At 65.6% G+C, this 20,137-nt stretch carries 23 protein-coding genes and 1 pseudogene; 2 read left to right on the forward strand and 22 right to left on the reverse strand.

Features of this window, described 5'->3' with window-relative positions; all coding sequences use genetic code 11:
• The 19 genes from WAO18_RS02600 to WAO18_RS02690 all read right to left on the reverse strand — a co-directional run.
• Nucleotides 1–1,521, reverse strand: a 1,521-nt coding sequence (locus WAO18_RS02600; RefSeq protein ID WP_422203641.1) for an NADH-quinone oxidoreductase subunit G, incomplete at its 3' end; no start/stop codon positions are given.
• Entirely contained in the window at nucleotides 1,518–2,840 is a 1,323-nt protein-coding gene (gene nuoF / locus WAO18_RS02605) for an NADH-quinone oxidoreductase subunit NuoF (RefSeq protein ID WP_422203642.1), read from the reverse strand. The genes WAO18_RS02600 and nuoF, both read right to left, overlap by 4 nt.
• Nucleotides 2,840–3,625, reverse strand: a complete 786-nt coding sequence (nuoE, locus tag WAO18_RS02610; RefSeq protein WP_422203644.1) for an NADH-quinone oxidoreductase subunit NuoE — start codon at nucleotides 3,623–3,625, stop codon at nucleotides 2,840–2,842. The genes nuoF and nuoE overlap by 1 nt, the downstream gene beginning before the upstream one ends.
• Nucleotides 3,622–4,935, reverse strand: coding sequence for an NADH dehydrogenase (quinone) subunit D (gene nuoD / locus WAO18_RS02615; RefSeq protein WP_422203676.1), 1,314 nt, complete (start codon nucleotides 4,933–4,935; stop codon nucleotides 3,622–3,624). The genes nuoE and nuoD overlap by 4 nt, the downstream gene beginning before the upstream one ends.
• 11 nt (nucleotides 4,936–4,946) lie before the next feature.
• On the reverse strand, nucleotides 4,947–5,687 hold the full coding sequence (locus tag WAO18_RS02620; protein ID WP_422203646.1) for an NADH-quinone oxidoreductase subunit C: 741 nt from the start codon (nucleotides 5,685–5,687) through the stop codon (nucleotides 4,947–4,949).
• Nucleotides 5,684–6,238: a NuoB/complex I 20 kDa subunit family protein gene (locus tag WAO18_RS02625; protein ID WP_422203648.1), complete on the reverse strand. Its 555-nt coding sequence runs from the start codon at nucleotides 6,236–6,238 to the stop codon at nucleotides 5,684–5,686. The genes WAO18_RS02620 and WAO18_RS02625 overlap by 4 nt, the downstream gene beginning before the upstream one ends.
• 8 nt (nucleotides 6,239–6,246) lie before the next feature.
• The gene (locus WAO18_RS02630) at nucleotides 6,247–6,624 is read right to left on the reverse strand and encodes an NADH-quinone oxidoreductase subunit A (protein WP_422203650.1); all 378 of its coding nucleotides are present in this window, start codon (nucleotides 6,622–6,624) and stop codon (nucleotides 6,247–6,249) included.
• Between the two features lie 283 nt (nucleotides 6,625–6,907).
• Nucleotides 6,908–7,306: a hypothetical protein gene (locus WAO18_RS02635; RefSeq protein ID WP_422203652.1), complete on the reverse strand. Its 399-nt coding sequence runs from the start codon at nucleotides 7,304–7,306 to the stop codon at nucleotides 6,908–6,910.
• Between the two features lie 27 nt (nucleotides 7,307–7,333).
• Complete coding sequence (locus WAO18_RS02640; RefSeq protein ID WP_422203654.1) at nucleotides 7,334–7,867, reverse strand: YceI family protein; 534 nt, start codon at nucleotides 7,865–7,867, stop codon at nucleotides 7,334–7,336.
• Nucleotides 7,868–7,890: 23 nt separating this feature from the next.
• The gene (locus WAO18_RS02645; protein ID WP_422203655.1) at nucleotides 7,891–8,274 is read right to left on the reverse strand and encodes a nuclear transport factor 2 family protein; all 384 of its coding nucleotides are present in this window, start codon (nucleotides 8,272–8,274) and stop codon (nucleotides 7,891–7,893) included.
• Nucleotides 8,275–8,285: 11 nt separating this feature from the next.
• Entirely contained in the window at nucleotides 8,286–8,624 is a 339-nt protein-coding gene (locus WAO18_RS02650; RefSeq protein WP_422203656.1) for a DUF6285 domain-containing protein, read from the reverse strand.
• Nucleotides 8,624–9,556, reverse strand: coding sequence for a catalase family peroxidase (locus WAO18_RS02655; RefSeq protein ID WP_422203658.1), 933 nt, complete (start codon nucleotides 9,554–9,556; stop codon nucleotides 8,624–8,626). Before WAO18_RS02655 ends, WAO18_RS02650 begins: the two co-directional genes overlap by 1 nt.
• A gap of 17 nt (nucleotides 9,557–9,573) precedes the next feature.
• Nucleotides 9,574–10,560 carry a phosphotransferase family protein gene (locus tag WAO18_RS02660; RefSeq protein ID WP_422203660.1) on the reverse strand — a complete coding sequence of 329 codons (987 nt, stop codon included), beginning with the start codon at nucleotides 10,558–10,560 and terminating at the stop codon, nucleotides 9,574–9,576.
• A complete protein-coding gene (locus tag WAO18_RS02665) occupies nucleotides 10,557–11,795 on the reverse strand; it encodes an acyl-CoA dehydrogenase family protein (RefSeq protein ID WP_422203662.1) in 1,239 nt (412 codons plus the stop codon). The genes WAO18_RS02660 and WAO18_RS02665 overlap by 4 nt, the downstream gene beginning before the upstream one ends.
• A gap of 16 nt (nucleotides 11,796–11,811) precedes the next feature.
• Nucleotides 11,812–12,447 (reverse strand): TetR/AcrR family transcriptional regulator, encoded by a 636-nt coding sequence (locus WAO18_RS02670; RefSeq protein ID WP_422203664.1) that lies wholly within the window; start codon nucleotides 12,445–12,447, stop codon nucleotides 11,812–11,814.
• Complete coding sequence (locus WAO18_RS02675) at nucleotides 12,447–13,340, reverse strand: hydroxymethylglutaryl-CoA lyase (RefSeq protein WP_422203666.1); 894 nt, start codon at nucleotides 13,338–13,340, stop codon at nucleotides 12,447–12,449. Before WAO18_RS02675 ends, WAO18_RS02670 begins: the two co-directional genes overlap by 1 nt.
• Nucleotides 13,341–14,546: a CaiB/BaiF CoA transferase family protein gene (locus WAO18_RS02680; protein ID WP_422203668.1), complete on the reverse strand. Its 1,206-nt coding sequence runs from the start codon at nucleotides 14,544–14,546 to the stop codon at nucleotides 13,341–13,343. It lies immediately after the preceding gene.
• Entirely contained in the window at nucleotides 14,543–15,736 is a 1,194-nt protein-coding gene (locus WAO18_RS02685; RefSeq protein ID WP_422203669.1) for an alpha/beta fold hydrolase, read from the reverse strand. Before WAO18_RS02685 ends, WAO18_RS02680 begins: the two co-directional genes overlap by 4 nt.
• The gene (locus tag WAO18_RS02690; protein ID WP_422203670.1) at nucleotides 15,736–16,827 is read right to left on the reverse strand and encodes a homogentisate 1,2-dioxygenase; all 1,092 of its coding nucleotides are present in this window, start codon (nucleotides 16,825–16,827) and stop codon (nucleotides 15,736–15,738) included. The genes WAO18_RS02685 and WAO18_RS02690 overlap by 1 nt, the downstream gene beginning before the upstream one ends.
• A 132-nt stretch (nucleotides 16,828–16,959) precedes the next feature.
• Between WAO18_RS02690 and WAO18_RS02695 the strand changes: the two genes are divergently transcribed.
• Nucleotides 16,960–17,439, forward strand: a complete 480-nt coding sequence (locus tag WAO18_RS02695) for a polyketide cyclase (protein WP_422203671.1) — start codon at nucleotides 16,960–16,962, stop codon at nucleotides 17,437–17,439.
• A 4-nt stretch (nucleotides 17,440–17,443) separates the two neighbouring features.
• Here the strand turns inward: WAO18_RS02695 and WAO18_RS02700 are convergent, their stop codons facing one another.
• Both WAO18_RS02700 and WAO18_RS02705 read right to left on the reverse strand, forming a co-directional pair.
• Nucleotides 17,444–18,415, reverse strand: a complete 972-nt coding sequence (locus WAO18_RS02700) for an NADPH:quinone oxidoreductase family protein (protein WP_422203672.1) — start codon at nucleotides 18,413–18,415, stop codon at nucleotides 17,444–17,446.
• A gap of 28 nt (nucleotides 18,416–18,443) precedes the next feature.
• Entirely contained in the window at nucleotides 18,444–19,154 is a 711-nt protein-coding gene (locus WAO18_RS02705; protein WP_422203678.1) for a TetR/AcrR family transcriptional regulator, read from the reverse strand.
• A 126-nt stretch (nucleotides 19,155–19,280) separates the two neighbouring features.
• On the opposite strand from WAO18_RS02705, the gene WAO18_RS02710 reads away from it, so the two are divergent.
• Complete coding sequence (locus WAO18_RS02710; protein WP_422203674.1) at nucleotides 19,281–19,835, forward strand: pyridoxamine 5'-phosphate oxidase family protein; 555 nt, start codon at nucleotides 19,281–19,283, stop codon at nucleotides 19,833–19,835.
• Nucleotides 19,836–19,931: 96 nt separating this feature from the next.
• Here the strand turns inward: WAO18_RS02710 and WAO18_RS02715 are convergent.
• Nucleotides 19,932–20,137: pseudogene (locus WAO18_RS02715) on the reverse strand (hypothetical protein); the annotation flags it as partial.

Raw genomic sequence — 20,137 nt, forward strand, 5'->3', positions numbered from 1 at the left:
GCGCGGCACCCACGCCAGCCGCGCGCCGGTGCTGTCGGCAAGCCGGGCCGCGGCCCACAAGCCGCCGGGCACGTTGGCCAGCCGTTCGCCGACGAGGATGATCGCCCCGGGGTTAGATAGGAGAGGCAGCAGCTCCCCGTCACCGCCGGCCAGCCCCTCCAATGCGGCGGCCTCGCCACCGGGCGCCGTTTGGATCAGCGTGCCGTGCATCTTCTGTAATCCGTTGCTGGCGAACGGCGCAATCGCGTGCACCGCCAGGCCGTGCTTGCGGGCGGCCTTGCGCAGCCGGAGGTACACGATCGGCGACTCTTCTTCCGGCTCGAAGCCGGCGAGCAGGACCACCGACGCCGACTCCAGATCGGAGTAGCTGGTGGTGATCAGCTTGCCGGCGACCCGGGCCGCCAGGAACTGCGTCTCCTCTTGGGATTGCGGGCGGGCGCGGAAGTCGATGTCATTGGTGCCCAACACAATTCGGGCAAACTTGGAGTATGCGTAGGCGTCTTCGACGGTCAGCCGGCCGCCGGGCAATACGCCGGCACCGCCGGGCGCTGCGGTGAGCCCCTCGATCGCGGCGGCCACCGCATGCGGCCAGGACGCAGCGACCAATGGGCCGCTGGGATCACCGCCGTCGCGGACCAGGGGAGTGGTGATCCGGTCACCCCGCGTGGCGTAGTTGAACGCCCACCGGCCCTTGTCGCAGTTCCACTCCTCGTTGACCTCTGGCTCGTCGCCGGCCAGCCGGCGCAGCACCTTGCCCCGGCGGTGGTCGGTGCGCTGCGCGCATCCCGAGGCGCAGTGCTCACACACGCTCGGGCTGGAGACGAGGTCGAACGGACGGGCCCGGAACCGGTATGCGGTGCCGGTCAGCGCCCCAACCGGGCAGATCTGCACGGTATTGCCGGAGAAGTACGACTCGAATGGCTCATTGGCGTAGATCCCGACCTGTTGCAACGCACCGCGCTCGAGCATCTCGATGAACGGGTCGCCGGCGATCTGGTCGGAGAACCGGGTGCAGCGCGCACACAGGATGCAGCGCTCGCGGTCCAGCAGCACTTGCGAGGAAATGTTGATCGGCTTGGTGAACGTGCGCTTGACGTCGTGGAAGCGGGAGTCCGGGCGGCCGTTGGACATCGCCTGATTCTGCAACGGGCACTCGCCGCCTTTGTCGCACATCGGACAGTCCAGCGGGTGGTTGATCAGCAGCAGCTCCATCACCCCGTGCTGCGCCTTGTCGGCAACTTCCGAGCTGAACTGCGTGCGCACCACCATGTCGTCGGCGACCGGAATGGTGCACGACGCCATCGGTTTCCGCTGACCCTCGATCTCCACGATGCATTGGCGGCACGCCCCGACCGGGTCAAGCAGCGGGTGGTCGCAGAACCGGGGGATCTGCACACCGATCAACTCTGCCGCCCGAATCACCAAAGTTCCCTTGGGAACGCTGATTTCGGTGCCGTCGATGGTCAGCGTCACCAGCTCCGGCTCGGTGACCTTCTCTCCGGTGTCGGCGGTTTGGGTCATGAGGCTCCGTTCGGGGCGAGCATGGACAGCTTGGGGTCGAACGGGCAGCCGCCGCCCTCGATGTGTGCGACGTATTCGTCGCGGAAGAATTGGATCGACGAAGCTACCGGGCTTGCCGCGCCATCGCCCAAGGCGCAGAACGACTTTCCAAGGATCGCGTCGGCAATGTCCTCGAGCTTGTCCAGGTCTTCAGGAGTGCCCTGGCCAGCCTCCAGACGGTGGTAGATCTGACTCAGCCAGAACGTGCCCTCGCGGCACGGCGTGCACTTGCCGCACGACTCGTGCTTGTAGAAATCGGTCCACCGGCTGACCGCGCGCACTACGCAGGTGGTCTCGTCGAAAATCTCCAGCGCCTTGGTGCCCAGCATCGACCCGGCTGATCCGACGCCCTCGTAATCCAGTGGTACGTCCAGATGTTCGTCGGTGAGCAGTGGTGTCGACGATCCGCCCGGCGTCCAGAACTTCAGCTGGTGTCCGGCCCGCACCCCGCCCGCGTAATCGAGCAGTTCCCGAAGCGTGATGCCCAGCGGCGCCTCGTACTGGCCGGGCCGAGTCACGTGGCCCGACAACGAATACAGCGTGTAGCCAGGCGATTTCTCGCTGCCCATCGATCGGAACCAGTCCACACCGTTGAGGACGATCGATGGAACGCTGGCGATGGTCTCGACGTTGTTGATCACCGTCGGACAGCCGTACAGGCCGGCCACCGCGGGGAACGGTGGCCGGAGTCGCGGCTGGCCACGTCGGCCCTCCAATGAGTCGAGCAGCGCCGTCTCCTCGCCGCAGATGTATGCACCGGCGCCGGCGTGCACCACCAATTCCAGGTCGTAGCCCGATCCGGCGATGTTGTGGCCCAGATAGCCGTTGGCGTACGCCTCGGCCACCGCGTTCTGCAGCCGACGCAGCACGGGCAGTACCTCACCCCGCACGTAGATGAAGGCGTGGCTGGCACGGATCGCATACGACGCGATGATCACGCCCTCAACCAACACGTGCGGGGTGGCCAGCATCAGCGGAATGTCTTTGCAGGTACCAGGTTCCGATTCGTCGGCGTTGACCACCAGGTAGTGCGGCTTGGCGGCGGCGCCGCTGTCGCCCTGCGGGATGAACGACCACTTGGTGCCGGTGGAGAAGCCCGCGCCGCCGCGACCACGCAGCCCGGAATCCTTCACGGCCGTGATTACCGCGTCGGGCTTCATCTTCAGCGCTTTGTCCAGCGCCTGGTAGCCCTCGTTGCGGCGATAAGTTTCGAGCGTCCACGATTCGGGGTCGTCCCAGAAGCGGCTCAGCACCGGAGCCAATGGCGTTGGCGACCCCATTACTGACCTTCCCCAGAACCGTCGACCGGTGGTGCGGTCATGTTGCGCTCCTTGGCAACCCGCAACCCGGCCAGCGTGGCCGCCCCAGCTCCGCCCTGACCTTCGTCGGGCCGCTGGTCGGGAAAACCGGCCAGAATCCGTTCGGTCTCTTTGAATTTGCACAACGGTGCGCCGCGGGTGGGGACGGGAGGCTTGCCGGAACGCAGCCCGTCGACGAGCTTGCGCGCCGACTCGACGGTCTGGTTGTCGTAGAACTCCCAGTTGACCATCACAACCGGTGCGTAGTCGCACGCGGCGTTGCACTCGATGTGTTGCAGGGTGACCGCGCCGTCGTCCGTAGTCTCGTCGTTGCCGATGGCCAGGTGCTCTTTGAGCGACTCGAAGATCGCGTCGCCGCCCATCACCGCACACAGTGTGTTCGTGCACACGCCGACTAGGTATTCGCCGGTGGGCCCGCGACGATACATGGTGTAAAAGCTTGCGACAGCTGCAACTTCGGCTCCGGTCAAGCCGAGCTGTTCGCTGCAGAACTCCACACCGGCCGGTGTCACGTAACCGTCTTGCGCCTGCACCAGGTGCAGCAGCGGCAGCAACGCCGAGCGGGGGCTGGGGTAGCGGCCGATAATCTCCTTGGCGTCGACCTCCAGCCGTGCCTGCACGTCGGCCGGGTACGACTGCGGTGCGCCCTCGGTGACAAACTGCCCCGGTTCCTCCGGTGGCGGCCCAAGCCGGATGAACACCCGTTCGCCGTTGCTGCTGGCGCCGGGAGTCTGTGCTGCGGTCATCGGTCCACCCCGCCCATCACCGGGTCGATGCTGGCCACCGCGGTGATCACGTCGGCGACCATGCCGCCCTCGCACATCGCGGCGACGGCTTGAAGATTGGTGAACGAGGGATCCCGGTAATGCACCCGGTACGGACGCGTGCCGCCGTCGCTGACCATGTGCACGCCCAATTCGCCGCGGGGCGATTCGACGGCGACATAGACCTGCCCGGCCGGAACCCGGATGCCTTCGGTGACCAGCTTGAAATGGTGGATCAACGCTTCCATCGAGCCGCTCATGATCTTCTCGATGTGCTCAGGCGAGTTGCCCAGCCCGTCCGGGCCGACCTTCAGATCAGCCGGCCAGGCGATCTTGCGGTTTTCCACCATCGTCGGGCCGGGCTGCAACTTGTCCAGGCACTGCTCGACGATCTTCACCGACTCCCACATCTCCTTGACGCGAATGATGTAACGGCCGTACGCATCACAACCGCCATCGGTGATCACGTCGAAGTCGTAGTTCTCGTATCCGCAGTATGGTTCGGCGCGGCGCAGGTCGTGTGGCAACCCGGTGGACCGCAGGCATGGCCCGGTGATTCCCAAGGCCATGCAGCCGGTCAGGTCCAGGTAGCCGACGTCCTTGGTGCGTGCCTTCCAGATGGCGCTCTCGTTGAGCAGGTCGCCCATGTCGCGCAGCGAGACCTTCAGCTTCTTGAGGGCTTCGGCGATTTCGGTTTTCGCGTCGGGCGGCAGGTCCGCCGCGACACCCCCGGGCCGGATGTAGGCGCTGTTCATCCGCAGTCCGGTGATCGACTCGAACAGCGTGAGGATGATCTCGCGTCCCTGGAAGCCGGTGAACATCGGCGTCATCGCGCCCAGCTCCATACCGCCGGTCGCCAGAGCGACCAGATGCGAGGAGATCCGGTTGAGCTCCATCATCATCACCCGGATGACGTTGACCCGTTCGGGGATCTCGTCGGTGATCCCGAGCAGCTTCTCCACGCCCAGGCAAAAGGCGGTTTCGTTGAAAAACGGTGACAGGTAATCCATTCGGGTTACGAACGTCACGCCCTGGGTCCAGTACCGGTACTCCAGGTTTTTCTCGATTCCGGTGTGCAGGTAGCCGATTCCGCACCGGGCGTCGGTGACGGTCTCGCCTTCGATCTCCAGGATCAGCCGCAGCACGCCGTGGGTGGACGGGTGCTGGGGTCCCATGTTGACTACGATCCGTTCGCCGGGTTCGCCTGTGCGGGCGGCCTCGACGATCTTGTTCCAATCTTGGCCCGTGAGAGCGATCAGGGTGTCCGAGTCATCCTCGTGGGCGGCGTTCATGGTGTCGCTCATCAGTTGTAGGACCTCCGCTGGTCGGGCGGGGGAATCTGCGCGCCCTTGTATTCCACCGGGACGCCGCCGAGTGGGTAGTCCTTGCGCTGCGGGTGCCCCTGCCAGTCGTCGGGCATCTCGATTCGGGTCAACGACGGGTGGCCGTCGAAGATGATGCCGAAGAAGTCGTAGGTCTCGCGCTCGTGCCAGTCGTTGGTCGGGTAGATCCCGAACAGCGAGGGGATATGCGGATCACCGTCTGGCGCAGCAACTTCCAGTCGGACACGACGGCCGTGGGTGATCGAGTTCAGCGGGTACACCGCGTGCAGCTCGCGACCGCTTTCGTCCGGGTAGTGCACGCCGTTGACGCCCAGGCACAGTTCGAAGCGCAGCTGCGGGTCGTCACGAAGCCGGCGTGCGACCTGCGGCAGCAGCTCGCGACGCACGTGCAACGTCAGCTCGTCGCAGTAGACGACGACTTTCTCGACGGCGTCGGCGAATTCGACGTTCTCGTCGGCTTTCAGCGTCTCGGCCAACCGGTCGACCAGCTCGTCGAAGTATCCGCCGTAGGGGCGCGGACTTCCCTCGTCGATGGTGACCTGGCGAACCAGCCGTCCGTAGCCCGAGGTGTCACCGCTGCCACGGACGCCGAACATGCCGCGGCGGACGCCGATCAGCTCGGCGTCGGAGGTGTCGGTGCCAACCGGTGTTCCGCCGACTTCGCTGGCTGCGCGCTTGGGGTCGTGTTCCGGTGAACTCATCGCAGCAGTCCGTGCATCTCGATCGTCGGCCGGGCGGCAAGTGCCGCCTGTTCGGCCTCGGCGATGGCCTGCTCGCGGTTGACGCCGAGCGGCATCTCCTGAATCTTGTCGTGCAGCTTGAGGATTGCGTAGAGCAACATCTCCGGGCGCGGCGGGCAGCCGGGCAGGTAGATGTCCACCGGGACGACGTGGTCGACGCCCTGCACGATCGCGTAGTTGTTGAACATGCCGCCGGATGAGGCGCACACGCCCATGGCCAGCACCCATTTGGGTTCGGCCATCTGGTCGTAGATCTGGCGCAGCACCGGCGCCATCTTCTGGCTCACCCGGCCGGCGACGATCATCAGGTCAGCCTGCCTGGGTGTCGCGGAAAACCGCTCCATGCCAAAGCGTGCGATGTCGAATCGCGGGCCCGCCGTCGCCATCATCTCGATCGCGCAGCAGGCCAGTCCGAATGTGGCCGGCCACAACGAGTTCTTGCGAAAGTAGCCCGCCAGCTGTTCGACAGTTGTCAGCAAGAAGCCGCTTGGCAGTTTCTCCTCCAGGCCCACGATTTACCTCAATCCCACGTCAAGCCGCCGCGGCGCCACACGTATGCGTAGGCCACGAAGACGGTGAGCATGAACACCACCATCTCGATCAGCGCGAACAGTCCCAGCTGGTCATAGCTGACCGCCCACGGGTACAGGAACACGATTTCAATGTCGAAGACGATGAACAGCATTGCCGTCAGGTAGTACTTCACCGGAAACCGCTGGCCGCTGCCGGCGTGCGGCGCGTTGGCCGGCTGGTCGCTGGGCTCGATCCCGCATTCGTATGCCTCTAGCTTCGCGCGGTTGAACCGCGACGGGCCGGTGATCTGGGCGAGCGCGACCGAGCCGAGCGCAAAGGCTGCGGCGATCCCTCCGAGTACGAGGATGGGCAGGTAAAGATTCATCCCGCGAAGACGCTTCCTCACTGTGGTCTATGGGCTGGACTGTGAGCGCAACCACAGCCTAGCGACCGTGTGCGGCCGCGCGCTCAGCAGGTTAGATGTGACCTCAGCCACAGTCAGTGAGATGATCAGCCGGTATCAGTGTGCGCCAAACCGGCGACTGTTGACGAGTTGCGAATTGTTAACGGCGCAAGAATATTTGGCCCTTTTGGGAGCCGATTGCGGCGATGAAGCCGGGCCTCGCCCAGAGGTGGGGCTATGCCGGCTTTCCGGGCGGGGTAAGTGACTACTGCACCGGGGTGCGCAGCAACTCGAGCACGGTCCGGCTGAGCTGGATCGGGTCGATCGGGTGGGGGACCGCGCCCTCGGCGCGTGACCAGCTGGCCAGCCAGGCGTCGTCACGCCGGCCGGTCAGCACCACGATCGGCGGTCCCTGGTCGATTTCGTCTTTGAGTTGTTTGGCGATGCCCATGCCGCCTTCGGGGGTCGCCTCGCCGTCCAGGATGGCCAGATCGATGCCGCCGGCGTCCACCTGCTGGACAACGACCGGCCCGGTCGCGACCTCGATGTAGCTCAGCTCGGGCAGATCCGGATGCACCCGTTTGCCCAACGCCAGCATGACTTCCTGACGGGTGTTGGCGTTGTCGCTGTACACGAGGATCCGCAAGGGGCCGGTGGCAGACACGGTCCAGATCGTAGCGCCCGGCGACGTTTACTGCGGCGCCCGCACGAAGTACGCGTCGGCCGAGACCGTCGCCGTCTTCGCGACCATGCCCAGCTGATTCCAGCCGATGCCGAACTGGCCCCGGTCGATCTCGGTGGTCGCCGACACCTGTATCGAGCCGTCATGAAGCGTGCTGACGTGTACCGGCAGTGGCACGGGTGCGGTCACCCCTCTGATGCTGAAAGTGGACTGCAGCTCGGCGGCATCGCCGGAGCCGGGTTCGACCGCGGTGACCACCACGCTGATGTCTGGATACCGGTCGGCGTCGAAGAAGTCCGCCGACCGCAGGTGTTGGTCGCGTTTACCGATGCCGGTGCGCAGCGAGGCGACCTTGATGTCGAGGCGGCCGAAGATGGCGCCCTTGCCGGTGACTTGGCCGTCGCCGGTGACGTCGGTGAATCGGCCCTTGACGTTGACCAGGCCCCAGAAGTTTCTGATCTTGAAATTGACCGTCGAGCGCTTCGGGTCCAGGCTCCACACCCCGGCGGTGTCGGGATCGTTCAGCAGTGTGTCGACATTCATGGGCGCTCCTTCGTTGTTGCCGGTCAGCTCATGATCGGCGCGAGTTCGGCGGGATCGAAGTACTCGTCGATTCGGCTGATCAGGGCGTTGCCGCCCAACTTGATCACGATGCAGACCCGTAGCGCGATCAATCCGCCGTTGGTCCCGGTGGCGTGCAGGATGTGCTGCTGCACGAAGCCGTCGGGGAACAGCTGGCGGTCCAGAATCTCGTAACTGCGCCCGGCGGTGACGCCGATGAACCACCGCAAGACCTTCAGCGCGCGCTGTTTGTCGTCGTCGCGGCTCGCGCCGACCCGCCACACCGAGATGTCGCTGTCGAAGAGCTCGTCGAGTCGCGCCTCGTCACTGCGCTCGATGGCCGAAAACAACTCATCGGCCAGATCGACGACGACCTCGGCAGCGGGCATGGCGTTTCTCCTTATTCGTCCTGGTAGCCGGGGTGCGCGGCGGCCAGTCGGCGACCGACCAGCGCGCGCAGGGCCGTTTGCACCCGTTCGCTGCCCCCGTCCAGCTCGCCGGCCCGGATGGCGGCCGCCAGCTGGGCTTCGTCGACGCACCCGACGCCGGCCAGCGCGTCGTCGACCCCGTCATCGGCATCGGCGAGCAGCTCTCGTTCGACGATGCGCAGCGCGTTGGCCGCGACCCGGGAATGGAAATTGATCTGGCCCGCCGTCGACTCCCGCACATCGGTCTCCAGGAACTCGGCGACGGCTGCGATCAGCTCCGCCGCGGTGGGTCGACCATGCGCGGACGTCATCAGGTCGCGGGTGCCTCGGGACCGCGGTCGACGCCCGTGCGCAGTTTCACCGAGGCGGAGTACGCGAGTGTGCGGAACCGCAAGACTGGATCGTCGGAGGGTTCGATGCCATCGGTGACGCGCATCGGGTCGAACACGACGATGTCGTCGCCGTGCTCACGTTCGGTGTCGGCGCCGGTGATTTCCAGAGTGCCGACGGTGACGGTCTGGGTGCTCTGCCAAGGTTTGGACGGATCGACGGTCGAGTCGCCGTGCGCGGCGATCTGGACCCGATAGTCGAACCGGACCGGTTGGGACGCAAGGCGTTTGTCGAGTTCGTCGATCAAGAAGTCGGCGCCTCTGCTCTTCGCGACGTCCGGCGCAAGGAACTCCTCGCCGGCTTCGGGCTCGAGGTGATAGCGCACGAACCGGTCGGTGCCGTCGGCCGCGGTCCAGCGGAATGCGTGCAGGCCGTGGTAGGCGACGGTGCCGTAGCTGGCCGGCACTTTGTTCGCTGCACGGACGACCGGCAGCGCGGCCAGGAATCGTGGATGGCTGGCGATGTACCCGATGAGCCGCAGCGGAGCGGTGGGGCCGGGCCGCATGGCCCGCAGCAGCGAGACGAAGCCGTCGGGTGTGCTGGCCGGAAACAGCGTGGCGGTCTGGGTGGATACGTCGGTGGTGGACCCGTCCGGAAGCGTGAACTTCACCGCCATTCCACGCACACCGGGAGCATTGTCGGGTTGCCGGGGATTGCCTGAGCCGCTGGAGAACCGGATCAGTGCGGGCACCGTCGCACCGTTGAGGTGGGCGGCGCGGGAGAGCCGGGCGGCCTCGGGGGTCGCGGTGAAGGTGCCTCGGTAGAGCTTGCCCTTGGCGTGCAGTGCCCGGTTGCCGGGTTGTGCCCCGCCCGTTTCGCGTATTGCGTCGATTGCCTGATCAGGAGTGACCACAGCACAACCCTAGGCTCTCAACCGGCACGCGCGACCGTCTTCTCGAGCAAGTTGAGCAAGTCCCATTCGGTCTCGCAGACGCGACGGCCGATCGTCGCAAGTTCCACCGAGGGAGTCTGTCCGCTGAGGTGGCGTTCGGCCTGGTAGCGGCAGATGACACCCCAGCGCAGCGTGGCTTGCACCAACCACCAGTGAAACGCTGCCCGGTCGACTGTGGCCCCGCCGGCTTTTTCGTAAGCGTGAAGGAAATCTTCGATGCTGCCGAGGCCGCCGGCGGCGAGATCCAAGGGCGCGCCGAACCGCCAGGCCCGGATACAGAACCAGGACAGGTCTTCGTAGAACTCACCGACGTGCACCAGTTCCCAATCCAGCACGGCGGCCAGGCCGGATCCGTCGACGATGAGGTTGCCCATCCGAAAGTCGCCGTGCACCAAATGCGGCGGTGACGGTGCCGGCCGGTTGTCGGCCAGCCAGCGAAATGCCCACTCGAAGGTGGCGGTGGTGTCACCCATCGTGTCCAGCTCGTCGCGCCACCGCGCCATCTGATCCTCGTCGCTGATGCCGGGCAGATTCTGGTCGGCCCGGTGGATCGCGGCCAACGCTTCGGCGCACTGGTACAGCAGTCGGGCACGGCCGGCGTCGTCCAGCCGGCGGTGGATGCGACGCACAATGGTCTCGCCGTCGATCGCGTCGCAGATCAGGAATGGATTACCAAGTGCGGCAACAGAATCGTCAGCGACGACGATATGGGGGACTGGCGCGCCGGCGGCGGCTGCCGCCCGCTGCGCCCGGGCTTCGAGTTCCATGCCGGCATGCACCTCGTCGGGTGGACCGGTACGAAGGATCAGTGACCGCCGTTGCCCGCCGCTGACGGCGTCGAACGCCCAGGTGGTTCGGCTGGCGCCGCCGGTCAGCGTGTGCAGATTGTCGACGGACGTGTCGGCGCCGAGGGCCGGTTCCAGCAATCCGGCCAGTTTCGGCGCCAGTTCTTCTGCACCGCTCACTTGCGGCCGAACTTGAACAGTCGCTGGGCCACTCGGCGGATTTGGATCTCCTCGGCGCCTTCGGTGATGCGGTAGCGGCGGTGGTGCCGATAGATGTGCTCGAACGGCTGGTGGCGGCTGTAGCCAAGACCGCCGAAGATCTGCATCGCACGATCGGCCGCATCGCACACCAGTCGGTTGGCGCGATAGTTGGCCATCGACACCTTGTCCGACACCTCCATGTGGTGGTCGCGGTCGAGGTGCCACGCCGCGTACTGCACCAAAAGCCGTACCATCTGGGCTTCCGTCTGCAGCTCGGCCAGCGGCCACTGCACTGCCTGGTTGGCAGATAGCGCCTTACCGAAAACGATACGCGTGCCGGCGTATTCGGCCGCACGATCGATGCAGTATTGGGCCGCGCCCAGACTGCTGGCGGCTTGCCGGATACGGTTCTCGTGCAAGAACGTCTGCGCGACCTCCAGACCCCGATCCACCTCGCCGAGCACCGCGTCGGCGGGCACTCGCACATCGTTCAGCTCGACCTCGCCGTGATCGGTGGGCATGTTGAACGTCCACCAGTAGTAGGGGACGTGAAAGCCGGGCGTTTCGGTGGGCACCAGGAAAGCGGTGATGCCTTGGGCCTGTCCAGGCTCGCCGGATGTGCGGGCGAAGATCAAGTCATGCGTGGCGCGGTGGACGCCGGTGTTGAATCGCTTGGAGCCGTTGATAATCCAGTCGTTGCCGTCGGGTTTTGCTTGGGTCTCCAGCCAGGTGGCGTCCGAGCCGTGCAGCGGCTCGGTGAGCCCAAAGGCCATCGAGCGCTCGCCGGTGATCAGCGCCTCGGACCACGCTGCGCGTTGCTGGTCGGTGCCGAACCGCTCCATCATGATCACCTGCGGAAAATTCCCGACGATCGACGACTCGTTCTGCAGGTCGTTGTGCAGCCCGAGGCCTTTGTGCGCCAGATGCTCTCGAATCACTGCCATGTCGACGTTGGTCCCGTCGCGGCCGCCCAGCGACTTCGGCAGCCCGTAGCGCAGCCAGCCCGCCTTGTCGGCCCGGCGGCGCATCTCGGAGAGCAGGTCCTCCCACTCGCGGGTGGGGATGCCATCGTTGTCCCAATCGGTACGGGCATGCTCACGACGCTGGTCGAAGTACTGCATGTTCTCCGCCTGCAAGGGAGCAATCTCGCGATCGATGAACGCATCCATGTCGGCCAGCAACGCCGGTAGGTGTTCGGGCAACGTGAAATCCACTGATTTCTCCTGAGATCTATCTGCCGTACAACGTTTTCTTCCACACCGTCGCGAGGGTCGCGATGGCATCCTCGTCGCTGATCTCCATTCCAAGTTTTCCGGACTCGGGCGGCCCTACGAACACGGTGGTGAAGTTCTCGAACAGTAGCGCGATGGCGGTCGCGATGTGCTGGGGATTGAGATCGGATGCGTAGCCGTGTTGCTGGACATGTCGCACCGAGGCAGCCACGATATCCATGCCGAATCGCCGAAATTGGTTCTGAACGGCGGCAAATCGCTGCTGGGTGGTGGCCAGCTGTGCGACCCCGATCATGATGCCGATGTTCTGCTTGAACATGTTCCAGTAGCCGGTGACCACCGAGGTGAAGAACGCGTCGTCGTCAGGGGAGTCGGGTAGGTGAAGGCTCAGCCCGGACGGTGTCAAGACGTCATGCAGAAACGACTCGGCGAGCGCGGCGAGCAGATCCTCTTTGTCGTCGAAGTACCGGTAGAAAACCGCCGCCGACTTGCCGGCAGCAGACGTGATGTCGGCCAGCGTGGTTCCGTGAAAACCTCGCTCGGCGAACAGTTTGCGGGCGGACTGCTCGATGGCCGCTCGGGTCTGGCGGCCCTTTGCAGTCAGCGCTTCCTGCGACGTTCTGGCCTCCGGCATCAGTGTCCTATCCGGTCACCGGCGCGCAGTAGGGCACTCGGCAAGTCATGGCCGACAACCGATTTCGCCACACCGGCCGCAGCGATGGCGGCCTGGAGATCGATGTCGACGTCGACGTCGCTGTCACGCAGCAGATAAACCAGGTCTTCGGTGGCGATATTGCCGGTAGCGCCGGGGGCGAACGGGCAGCCGCCCAGCCCGCCGGCCGAGGCGTCCAGCCGGGTGACGCCCGACTCGACCGCCGCGTAGGCGCTGGCCAGACCCGCCCCGCGGGTGTTGTGGAAATGCCCACCAAGTGGCATTTCACCGATCACCGGGCGCAGTTGTGTGATCAGCGAACGCACCCGTCCCGGTGTGGTCGTGCCGATGGTGTCGGCGATCGAGAACCGGTCTACGCCGCGATCGACTGCGGCCCTTGCGATGTCGAGCACTCGACTAGCCGGCGTGGGTCCCTCGAACGGACAATCCCACGCGGTGGCGACGATCACCTCGACGGTGACATCGCTGTCGTGCGCGATCGCGATGATCTCGCCGATCTGGTCGGTGGCCTCGGCACTGCTGCGTCCGACGTTGGCTTCGCTGAACGCGTCGCTGGACGCCACCACGTATTCGATTGAACGCAGTCCGGCGGCGACGGCCCGTTTGGCGCCGTTGGGGCTGGCGACCAGCGCCGAGAATTCGATGTCGGGGTAGTGCTGCAATTCAGCGGCGAGCTCGGCGGCATCGGCCATCGACGGCACCTTTGACGGGGACACGAACGCGGTGGCCTCGACCTCGCGAACCCCGGTCGCGGCCACCGCTGCCAGCAGTTCCAGCTTGGCGGACAACGGGATTGGCTTCTCGATCTGCAAACCGTCGCGCAGGGCTACCTCGCGAATATCGACGTGTGTCACCTAGACCACCTCCTCGGCGTGCAGTTCCTCGATCTCGTCGGCGGTCTTGCCGAGCAGGCCGATGTAGACGTCGTCGTTGTGCTGGCCCGGACGCGCCGAGCCGGCACAACGGACACTGCCCGGGGATTCCGACAGCACCGGCGTGATCCCGGGCCCCAGCACGGGCCGACCCAGGCGCTCGTCGTGGTGTTCGACCAGCATGCCGCGGGCCCGCAGCTGTGGGTCTAGCACCACGTCGGCGACGGTGTTGATCGGTCCCGCGATTACGCCTGCGGTGCTGAGGGTTTCGATGATGTCGCCCGGCTCACGCTCGGCGGCCCAGGCGCCGATGATCGTGTCGAGTTCGTCTTGATTGCGGCCGCGGGCAACGTGGTTCGCGAAGCGGTCGTCGGTGGCCAGTTCGGCCCGTCCCATCGCTCGACACAGCCGGGCGAACACGGTGTCCTGGTTCGCGGCGATCACCACCCAGGAGCCGTCGGCGCTTTGGTAGATGTTCGACGGTGCAATGCCCTCCAGGCGGGTGCCGGACGGTCCACGCACCACCCCGCCGACGTCGTAGTCCGGAATCGTCGATTCCTGTACTGCCAAGCAGGATTCGTTGAGTGCCACATCGACCACCTGGCCATGCCCGGTAACGCTGCGCCGGTAGAGCGCCGCCAGCGCTCCCTGGGCACCGAACATCCCGGCCAGGCTGTCACCCAGCGACAGCGCCAGCCGCGGCGGCGGTCCGCCCGGGAACCCGTTGAGGTAACGCAGCCCGCTGGACGCCTCGGCCACCGAGGCGTAACCGGCTTTGTGGGCGTCGGGTCCGGTCTGCCCGTAGCCCGACACCCGGACCAGGATGATGCCTGAATTGCGTTGGCTGAGGACGTCGTAACCCAAGTTCCACTTTTCCAGCGTGCCCGGGCGGAAGTTCTCCACCACGATGTCAGATTTCTCGACGAGATCTAGGAACAGTTCGCGGCCACGCGGGCGCCGCAGGTCCAGGGTGACGGCCCGCTTGTTGCGCGCGTGCACGGTCCAGAACACGTGATGCCCGTCGACTTCGGCCTGCCCCCAGGTGCGCAGGGGGTCTGGCGTGCTCGGCGGCTCGATTTTGATGACGTCAGCACCCATGTCGCCGAGCAATCGGCCGGCGAACGGTCCGGCGATCAGGGTGCCCAACTCCAGCACCCGGATGCCGTCCAGCGGACCCGTCGGAGTCATGTAATGCCCACGAACTTATGCCGCACCAGCCAGTCGGTGACGACGGTGACGGCTTCGCGCAGTTTGTCGCGCTGATCCGGCCCGGCGTAATAGTGTGTGGCGCCGTGAATTTCGTGTATTTCTTTGTCCGGATGACCGATCGCTTCGAATAGGCGCCGGGTGTGGCTGGGTGTGCACGCGTCGTCGGCGAGGTTCCCGATCACCAGCGCAGGCACCGCGATATCGCGACCGCAGTCCACCCCGTCGCCGTGCGCATCGTCGTAACTCCACTGCGACAGCCAGCTGCGCAGCGTGGAGAACCGGGCCAGTCCGACCGGACCCATGTTCACCACTTGAGGATCGCCCAGATAGCACGTTCCCGGAACGCGTTCGTTGGGATCGACGGTTGGATCAAGCCACCGGGGGTCGGCCATGGTGCCGTGCACGATGAAGCCGAACTCGTCGTCGGGACGGCCCGCGGCTTTCAACGCGGCAAGCTTGTCCTTGACCCAGGCCGTGATACGGCGGTTGCGGTCTATCTGGGCTTGCCGGTAGCGCGCCAGGAATTCCTCGCTGTAGGGCGGTTGGTTCGCGTTGTCCGGGTTGTACAGGTCCAGTTCGGGATCGCGTTTGGTCGGATCCGATTCGTCCAGGATGGATCCGTCCAGCCATTCGGTCAGCGTGCCGTGCCGGCTGACGTGCGCGGCCAGCAACATGATCCCGTCGGCTGCGGGCAGGTCGAGTTTCGTGAGGTCGGGGCCGTCACCCGACGGACTCGACGTGATGGTCGCGCGCTGGGCCTGCTGTTGGTAGAACACCGACAGTGACCCGCCGCCGCTCCAGCCGGCGAGCACCACCTTCTGATAGCCGAGGCGTTCCTTGGCGTCTTTGATGGCGGCGCCGAGATCCTCGATCACCTTCTCCATCAGCAGGGCCGAATCGGTACCGCGAAACCGGCTGTTGCAGTAGATGACGTGGTGGCCGGCCCGGGCCAGTGCGTTGATCATCGGCAGGTACGCGCCACCGCCGATCGGGTGCATGAACACCAGCACGGTGTCCGACGGGTTGTCTTTCGGCTTGAGCAGATAGCTCTCCAGCACGACGATTTCGGCGAGGCCGCCGTAAACGTCGCGGACCCCGGAATTGTTCTGGAAGGCAACAAGATAGGGGATCCGGTCGTAGTCGTGCTTGACGGGCGCTGTGGTCTGCATCAATGTTGTCCTAGGTCGTTGGCCAGTACTTCTGCCGACGGCGTCAGCCGCCTGCGGGTGTCGATGGCGATTACCTGCCAGTCGACGCGGGAGTGCTCGTCGAACTTGCGGCGGGCGCGTTCCCGCGCCTTTTCCGGTGCCCCGTGGTGAACCCCTTGCGGCGCATGGGAAATCAGGCCGGGTGGCATGGCGATTCCGTACAGCGAACCGCCGTGGAAGAAGGCGATCTCGTCATAGTCGACGTTGCGGTGATACCACGGCGTGCGCTCGGTACCCGGCACGCCTTCGGCGGGTTTGGGCAGGAAGTTCATCACGTACACGCCGGCGGCTTGCATGAACAGGTGCACGGTCGGGGGGAGGTGGACGCTGTCGGAGGTCACCACGTTGTAGTCGTCGATATTGAAGGTAAACGCGAAGTTGTCGCCGCGCCAGCCTTCGACGTCGAGCGGATTGTGTTGATAGAACAGCGTTGTCGGGCCGCCCTCGTGGATCAGCCGGACCTGGTACTCGTCGCGGCCGTCGTCATCGACCGGTTCGGGCTCGGGGATGACGGCCTGTGCGGGATCGAACGGAAAGTGCCGGCCCAGCGAACCGGGTGGCGGAACGCGGAACTCGTCGGTGGCCTCGATCATCAGCAACGTCGTCTCGGCTTCGGGGACCTGACGCCAGGTGCATGCCTTGGGCAGATACACCCAGTCGCCGTCGCGGTAGCGCAGCGGCCCGAATTCGGTCTCCAGTAGGCCGGTCCCGCGGTGCACGAAGCACAGCAGATCGCCGTCGACGTGGCGAACGAAGAACGGCATCGGCTGCTCGCGGCGGGACAGCGAGATGCGGCAGTCCTGGTTGGTGAACATCAACAGCGGGCCGCCGTCGGCGTCGGTTGCGTCGCTGGGTTTGAGTTCGCTGGAGAGCACGTCGAGGGGACGCAGCGGACCCTCCGACCGGTAGGCCGTGGGGTCGTTGCGGCGGTACATGTTCGCGGTGCGGCCGGTGAATCCGCCGCGACCGAGTTCGTCGTCCTTCAGGCCGTCGAGGTCGGCGTGCAGGCGACGTGGTGTCTTGCCTTTGCGCAGGTGAATGAAGGATTCCATGGTGGGCTCCCGGGGGCGCTGATATGGTGCCGGCAGAAAACTAAAAGTGACATTACTTTTTGTTCTGACCCGGCACAAGGGCCATTGGCGGAAACCCCGATGAATTTCCCGGCCGGGCGCAGTCTGTAGGGCATGACCAACGACACCATCAACGCCAAGATCACGATTCCCGCAACGGCCGAGGCAGTGTTCGGCGTGCTGGCCGACCCTACGACTCATGCCGCCATCGACGGGACCGGCTGGGTACGAGAATCCCTCGACGGCAAATCTGTGACGGCTATCGACCAGATATTCCGGATCGCGATGTACCACGAGAACCACCCCGCCAAGAACTATGAGATGGCCAACAAGGTGGTCGTCTTCGACCGCCCCCACGCGATTGCCTGGGAACCCGGCCAGGACGCCGCGGGAGACGGGAACCTTTCTTTCGGCGGCTGGATTTGGCGTTATGACATCCGCGACGCGGGACCTTCTGAAGCTGACGTCACGCTCACCTACGACTGGTCGGCAGTACCGCCCGAACTCCGGGAGCACATTCCATTCCCGCCGTTCGACCCCGCGCATCTCGAGAACTCGCTCAAGCATCTGTCCGACCTGGCCGCGACCCAGTGATTGCTCAATCCCGCACGCGGAGGACGACTTTGCCTTTCGCGGTGCGATTCTCCAGCGAGGCGATCGCGGCGGCGGCCTCCTCCAGCGGGTAGACCACCGGTTCGGGAGGAGGTAGCTGCCCGGACGCTAGCAACCGCTCCAGGTCGGCCCACTGCTCGGTCAGCGCATCGGGATGCGTGCCGGCCCAGGCTCCCCAGCCGACGCCGACGACGTCAATGTTGTTCAGCAGCAGGCGGTTGACTTTCACCGTTGGGATCTCCCCGCCGGTGAAACCGATGACCAGCAGCCGGCCCCCCGGCGCAAGCGAGCGCAGCGAATCGGTAAACCGGTCGCCACCGACCGGGTCGACCACCATGTCGATCCCGCGGCCGTCCGTCAATTCCTTTGCCGCATCTTTGAACCCGTCAGCCAGCACGACGTCGGTTGCGCCCGCTGCTCGCGCGATGTCGGCCTTGTCTTCGCTGCTGACTACCGCGATCACGCGTGACGCGCCAAGCACCGGCGCCAGCCGGAGAGTCGACGTGCCGATCCCGCCGGCCGCGCCGTGCACCAATACGGAGTCGCCCTTATGCAGCCGGCCTCGAACGGTCAGCGCGAAGTACATGGTCAGATCGTTGAACAGCAAGCCCGCACCGGCCGTGAAGCTGACGTTGTCCGGCAGCTTGAACACCCGGTCGGGTGCCAGCACCGCGACCTCGGCCATCCCTCCGGTGAGCATGGTCAGGCCGACAACCCGGTCGCCGGGCTGCACACCTGCGCCCTCCGGGGCCGACCGGACCACGCCGGCGATCTCGGCGCCCAACACGAACGGTGGATCGGGCCGGTACTGGTAGAGGCCGCGGGTCAGCAATGCGTCGGGGAAGGCCGCTCCCGCGGCGTGCACCTCGACGACCACCCCGTCGCCGGTGGGTTCATCGATCTCGCCGACCTCGACCGCCTCCGGACCGTCGAGTCGAGTCAACTGTGCTGCGCGCATGGCACCTCCGTCGTCACGCTGAATGTCGCTAGCGCTTGACGTTAGCCCCGTGGTTTTGGGTTGGCGTCATCGGCCGCGGCGTTCGCGCAGACGCCTGGCCGCTACGCTTCGACTTTCCCTGCGGCCGTTCGTATTGAAGTGCCTTGGTCAGTCCGTCGACGATCAGGTCGAGTCCGAAGGCGAACTCTTCTTCGAACGGCACCGGGAGACTGTCCGCGACGCTGACGGTGGCGGGGAACTCGCATGGGTCGAGGTCGTGAAAGATCTGCGCCAGCTTCGCGTCGCCGAGATCTCCGTGGCTGTTGTCGAGTTGCATGGCGAACCCAAGGACGTAACGAGCCAGCGTGGCATAGGACCGCGCGGCGAGTGCGGATGAAAAACCGGTGTCGAGCAGAAACGCGAGCATCTGCTCTCTGGCGGCGAGCGCGTTCGGCCCGATCGGCACATCGCCGGCCAGCATTGGCGTCACGTTTCGGTGGTCGCGCAATACGTCAAACATGCTGTGGGCAGCGGCTTTACATGCATCTTGCCAAGGCAGTTCGCTCAGCGCGGCGACGTCCAGATCGATGGCGCCGAACATGGCGTCGACGACAGCGGCGATCAGGTCCGCCCGGCTGGCGAAATGCCGATACAGCGTGGCAGTGCCGGAATTCAGTCGCTGCGCAAGCGTCCGCATCGACAGGGCGTCGGCCCCTTCGTCGTCGACGATCTGCAGCGCAGTCGTGACGATCCGATCCAGCGGTACGGGTGGACGACCGCGGGAGCGTGCGTGGCTGGTGGTCACCGGGCAAGTATGGCGACTCTTGACAGCGATAGCAATAACGGCAACACTGTATCCATTAACTACCGACGAGAACGGTTCACCATGCTGCTTCCTCTTTCAAACGAGCCATTCACGGTTCCCGCCGACCGCGACATGCTGCCCTCGGAGCGGCGTACTTTCGTGCGCACTCACCGCACCTGCGTATTCGGCTACCGCCGACGGCAAGACGGCCCGGGGATGTCGATCGTGTACTACGTGCCCACCGATGACGACGAACTGCTGGTGTCGACGATGGCCGGGCGCGGTAAGGCCCGCGTCATCGCCCGCGACGGCAAGGTGAGTATCTGTGCGATCGACGAGCGCTGGCCGTTCGCTTACCTGCAGGTGTACGCCGACGCGGTGATCGAGCGTGACCGCGACCTGGTCGTCGACGTCATGATGGCTGTCGCAGGGCGGATGTCCGGCGAGCCGCTCGGCGAGGAAGCCCGCCCATTCGTTGAAGCGATGGCCGCAGAAGAGGATCGGGTCGTCGTGCGCTGCCGGCCGTACGAAACCTTCGCCCAGCCACCGCGGCATCTGCACCGCAACGACCAGGAGGAGCTCATCACTCACTGGGTATCGGGCATGGTCCCGTGGGACGCGCCCGACCCGGCCTGACCCGTGAGCCGCTTATGCCGTGCTCGTCAGCGGCCGCGACGACGAAGATCGGCTTGCCCGCGACGCTGACGGTGTGTTCGCGTACGGCGGTGGTCGTCACGCGCTGACGGCGAGCGTGTTCGGGGCCGCGACGACGTTGCCGGTGCAGCCGGCCGGTGGCGGCGGTAGCGGCTGGCCGGATCCGGCTGCGGCATAGACGAATCCGTCGGGACGTAGCACCGCGGCCACCGCTTTCCTGCGGTGCAGCCAGCGGACCAGTGTGGGTTCGGCTACCGGGATCGTCGCGACGCCGAGCTTCGCCC

The organism is Mycobacterium sp. (assembly GCF_049278535.1).
Classification (GTDB): domain Bacteria; phylum Actinomycetota; class Actinomycetes; order Mycobacteriales; family Mycobacteriaceae; genus Mycobacterium.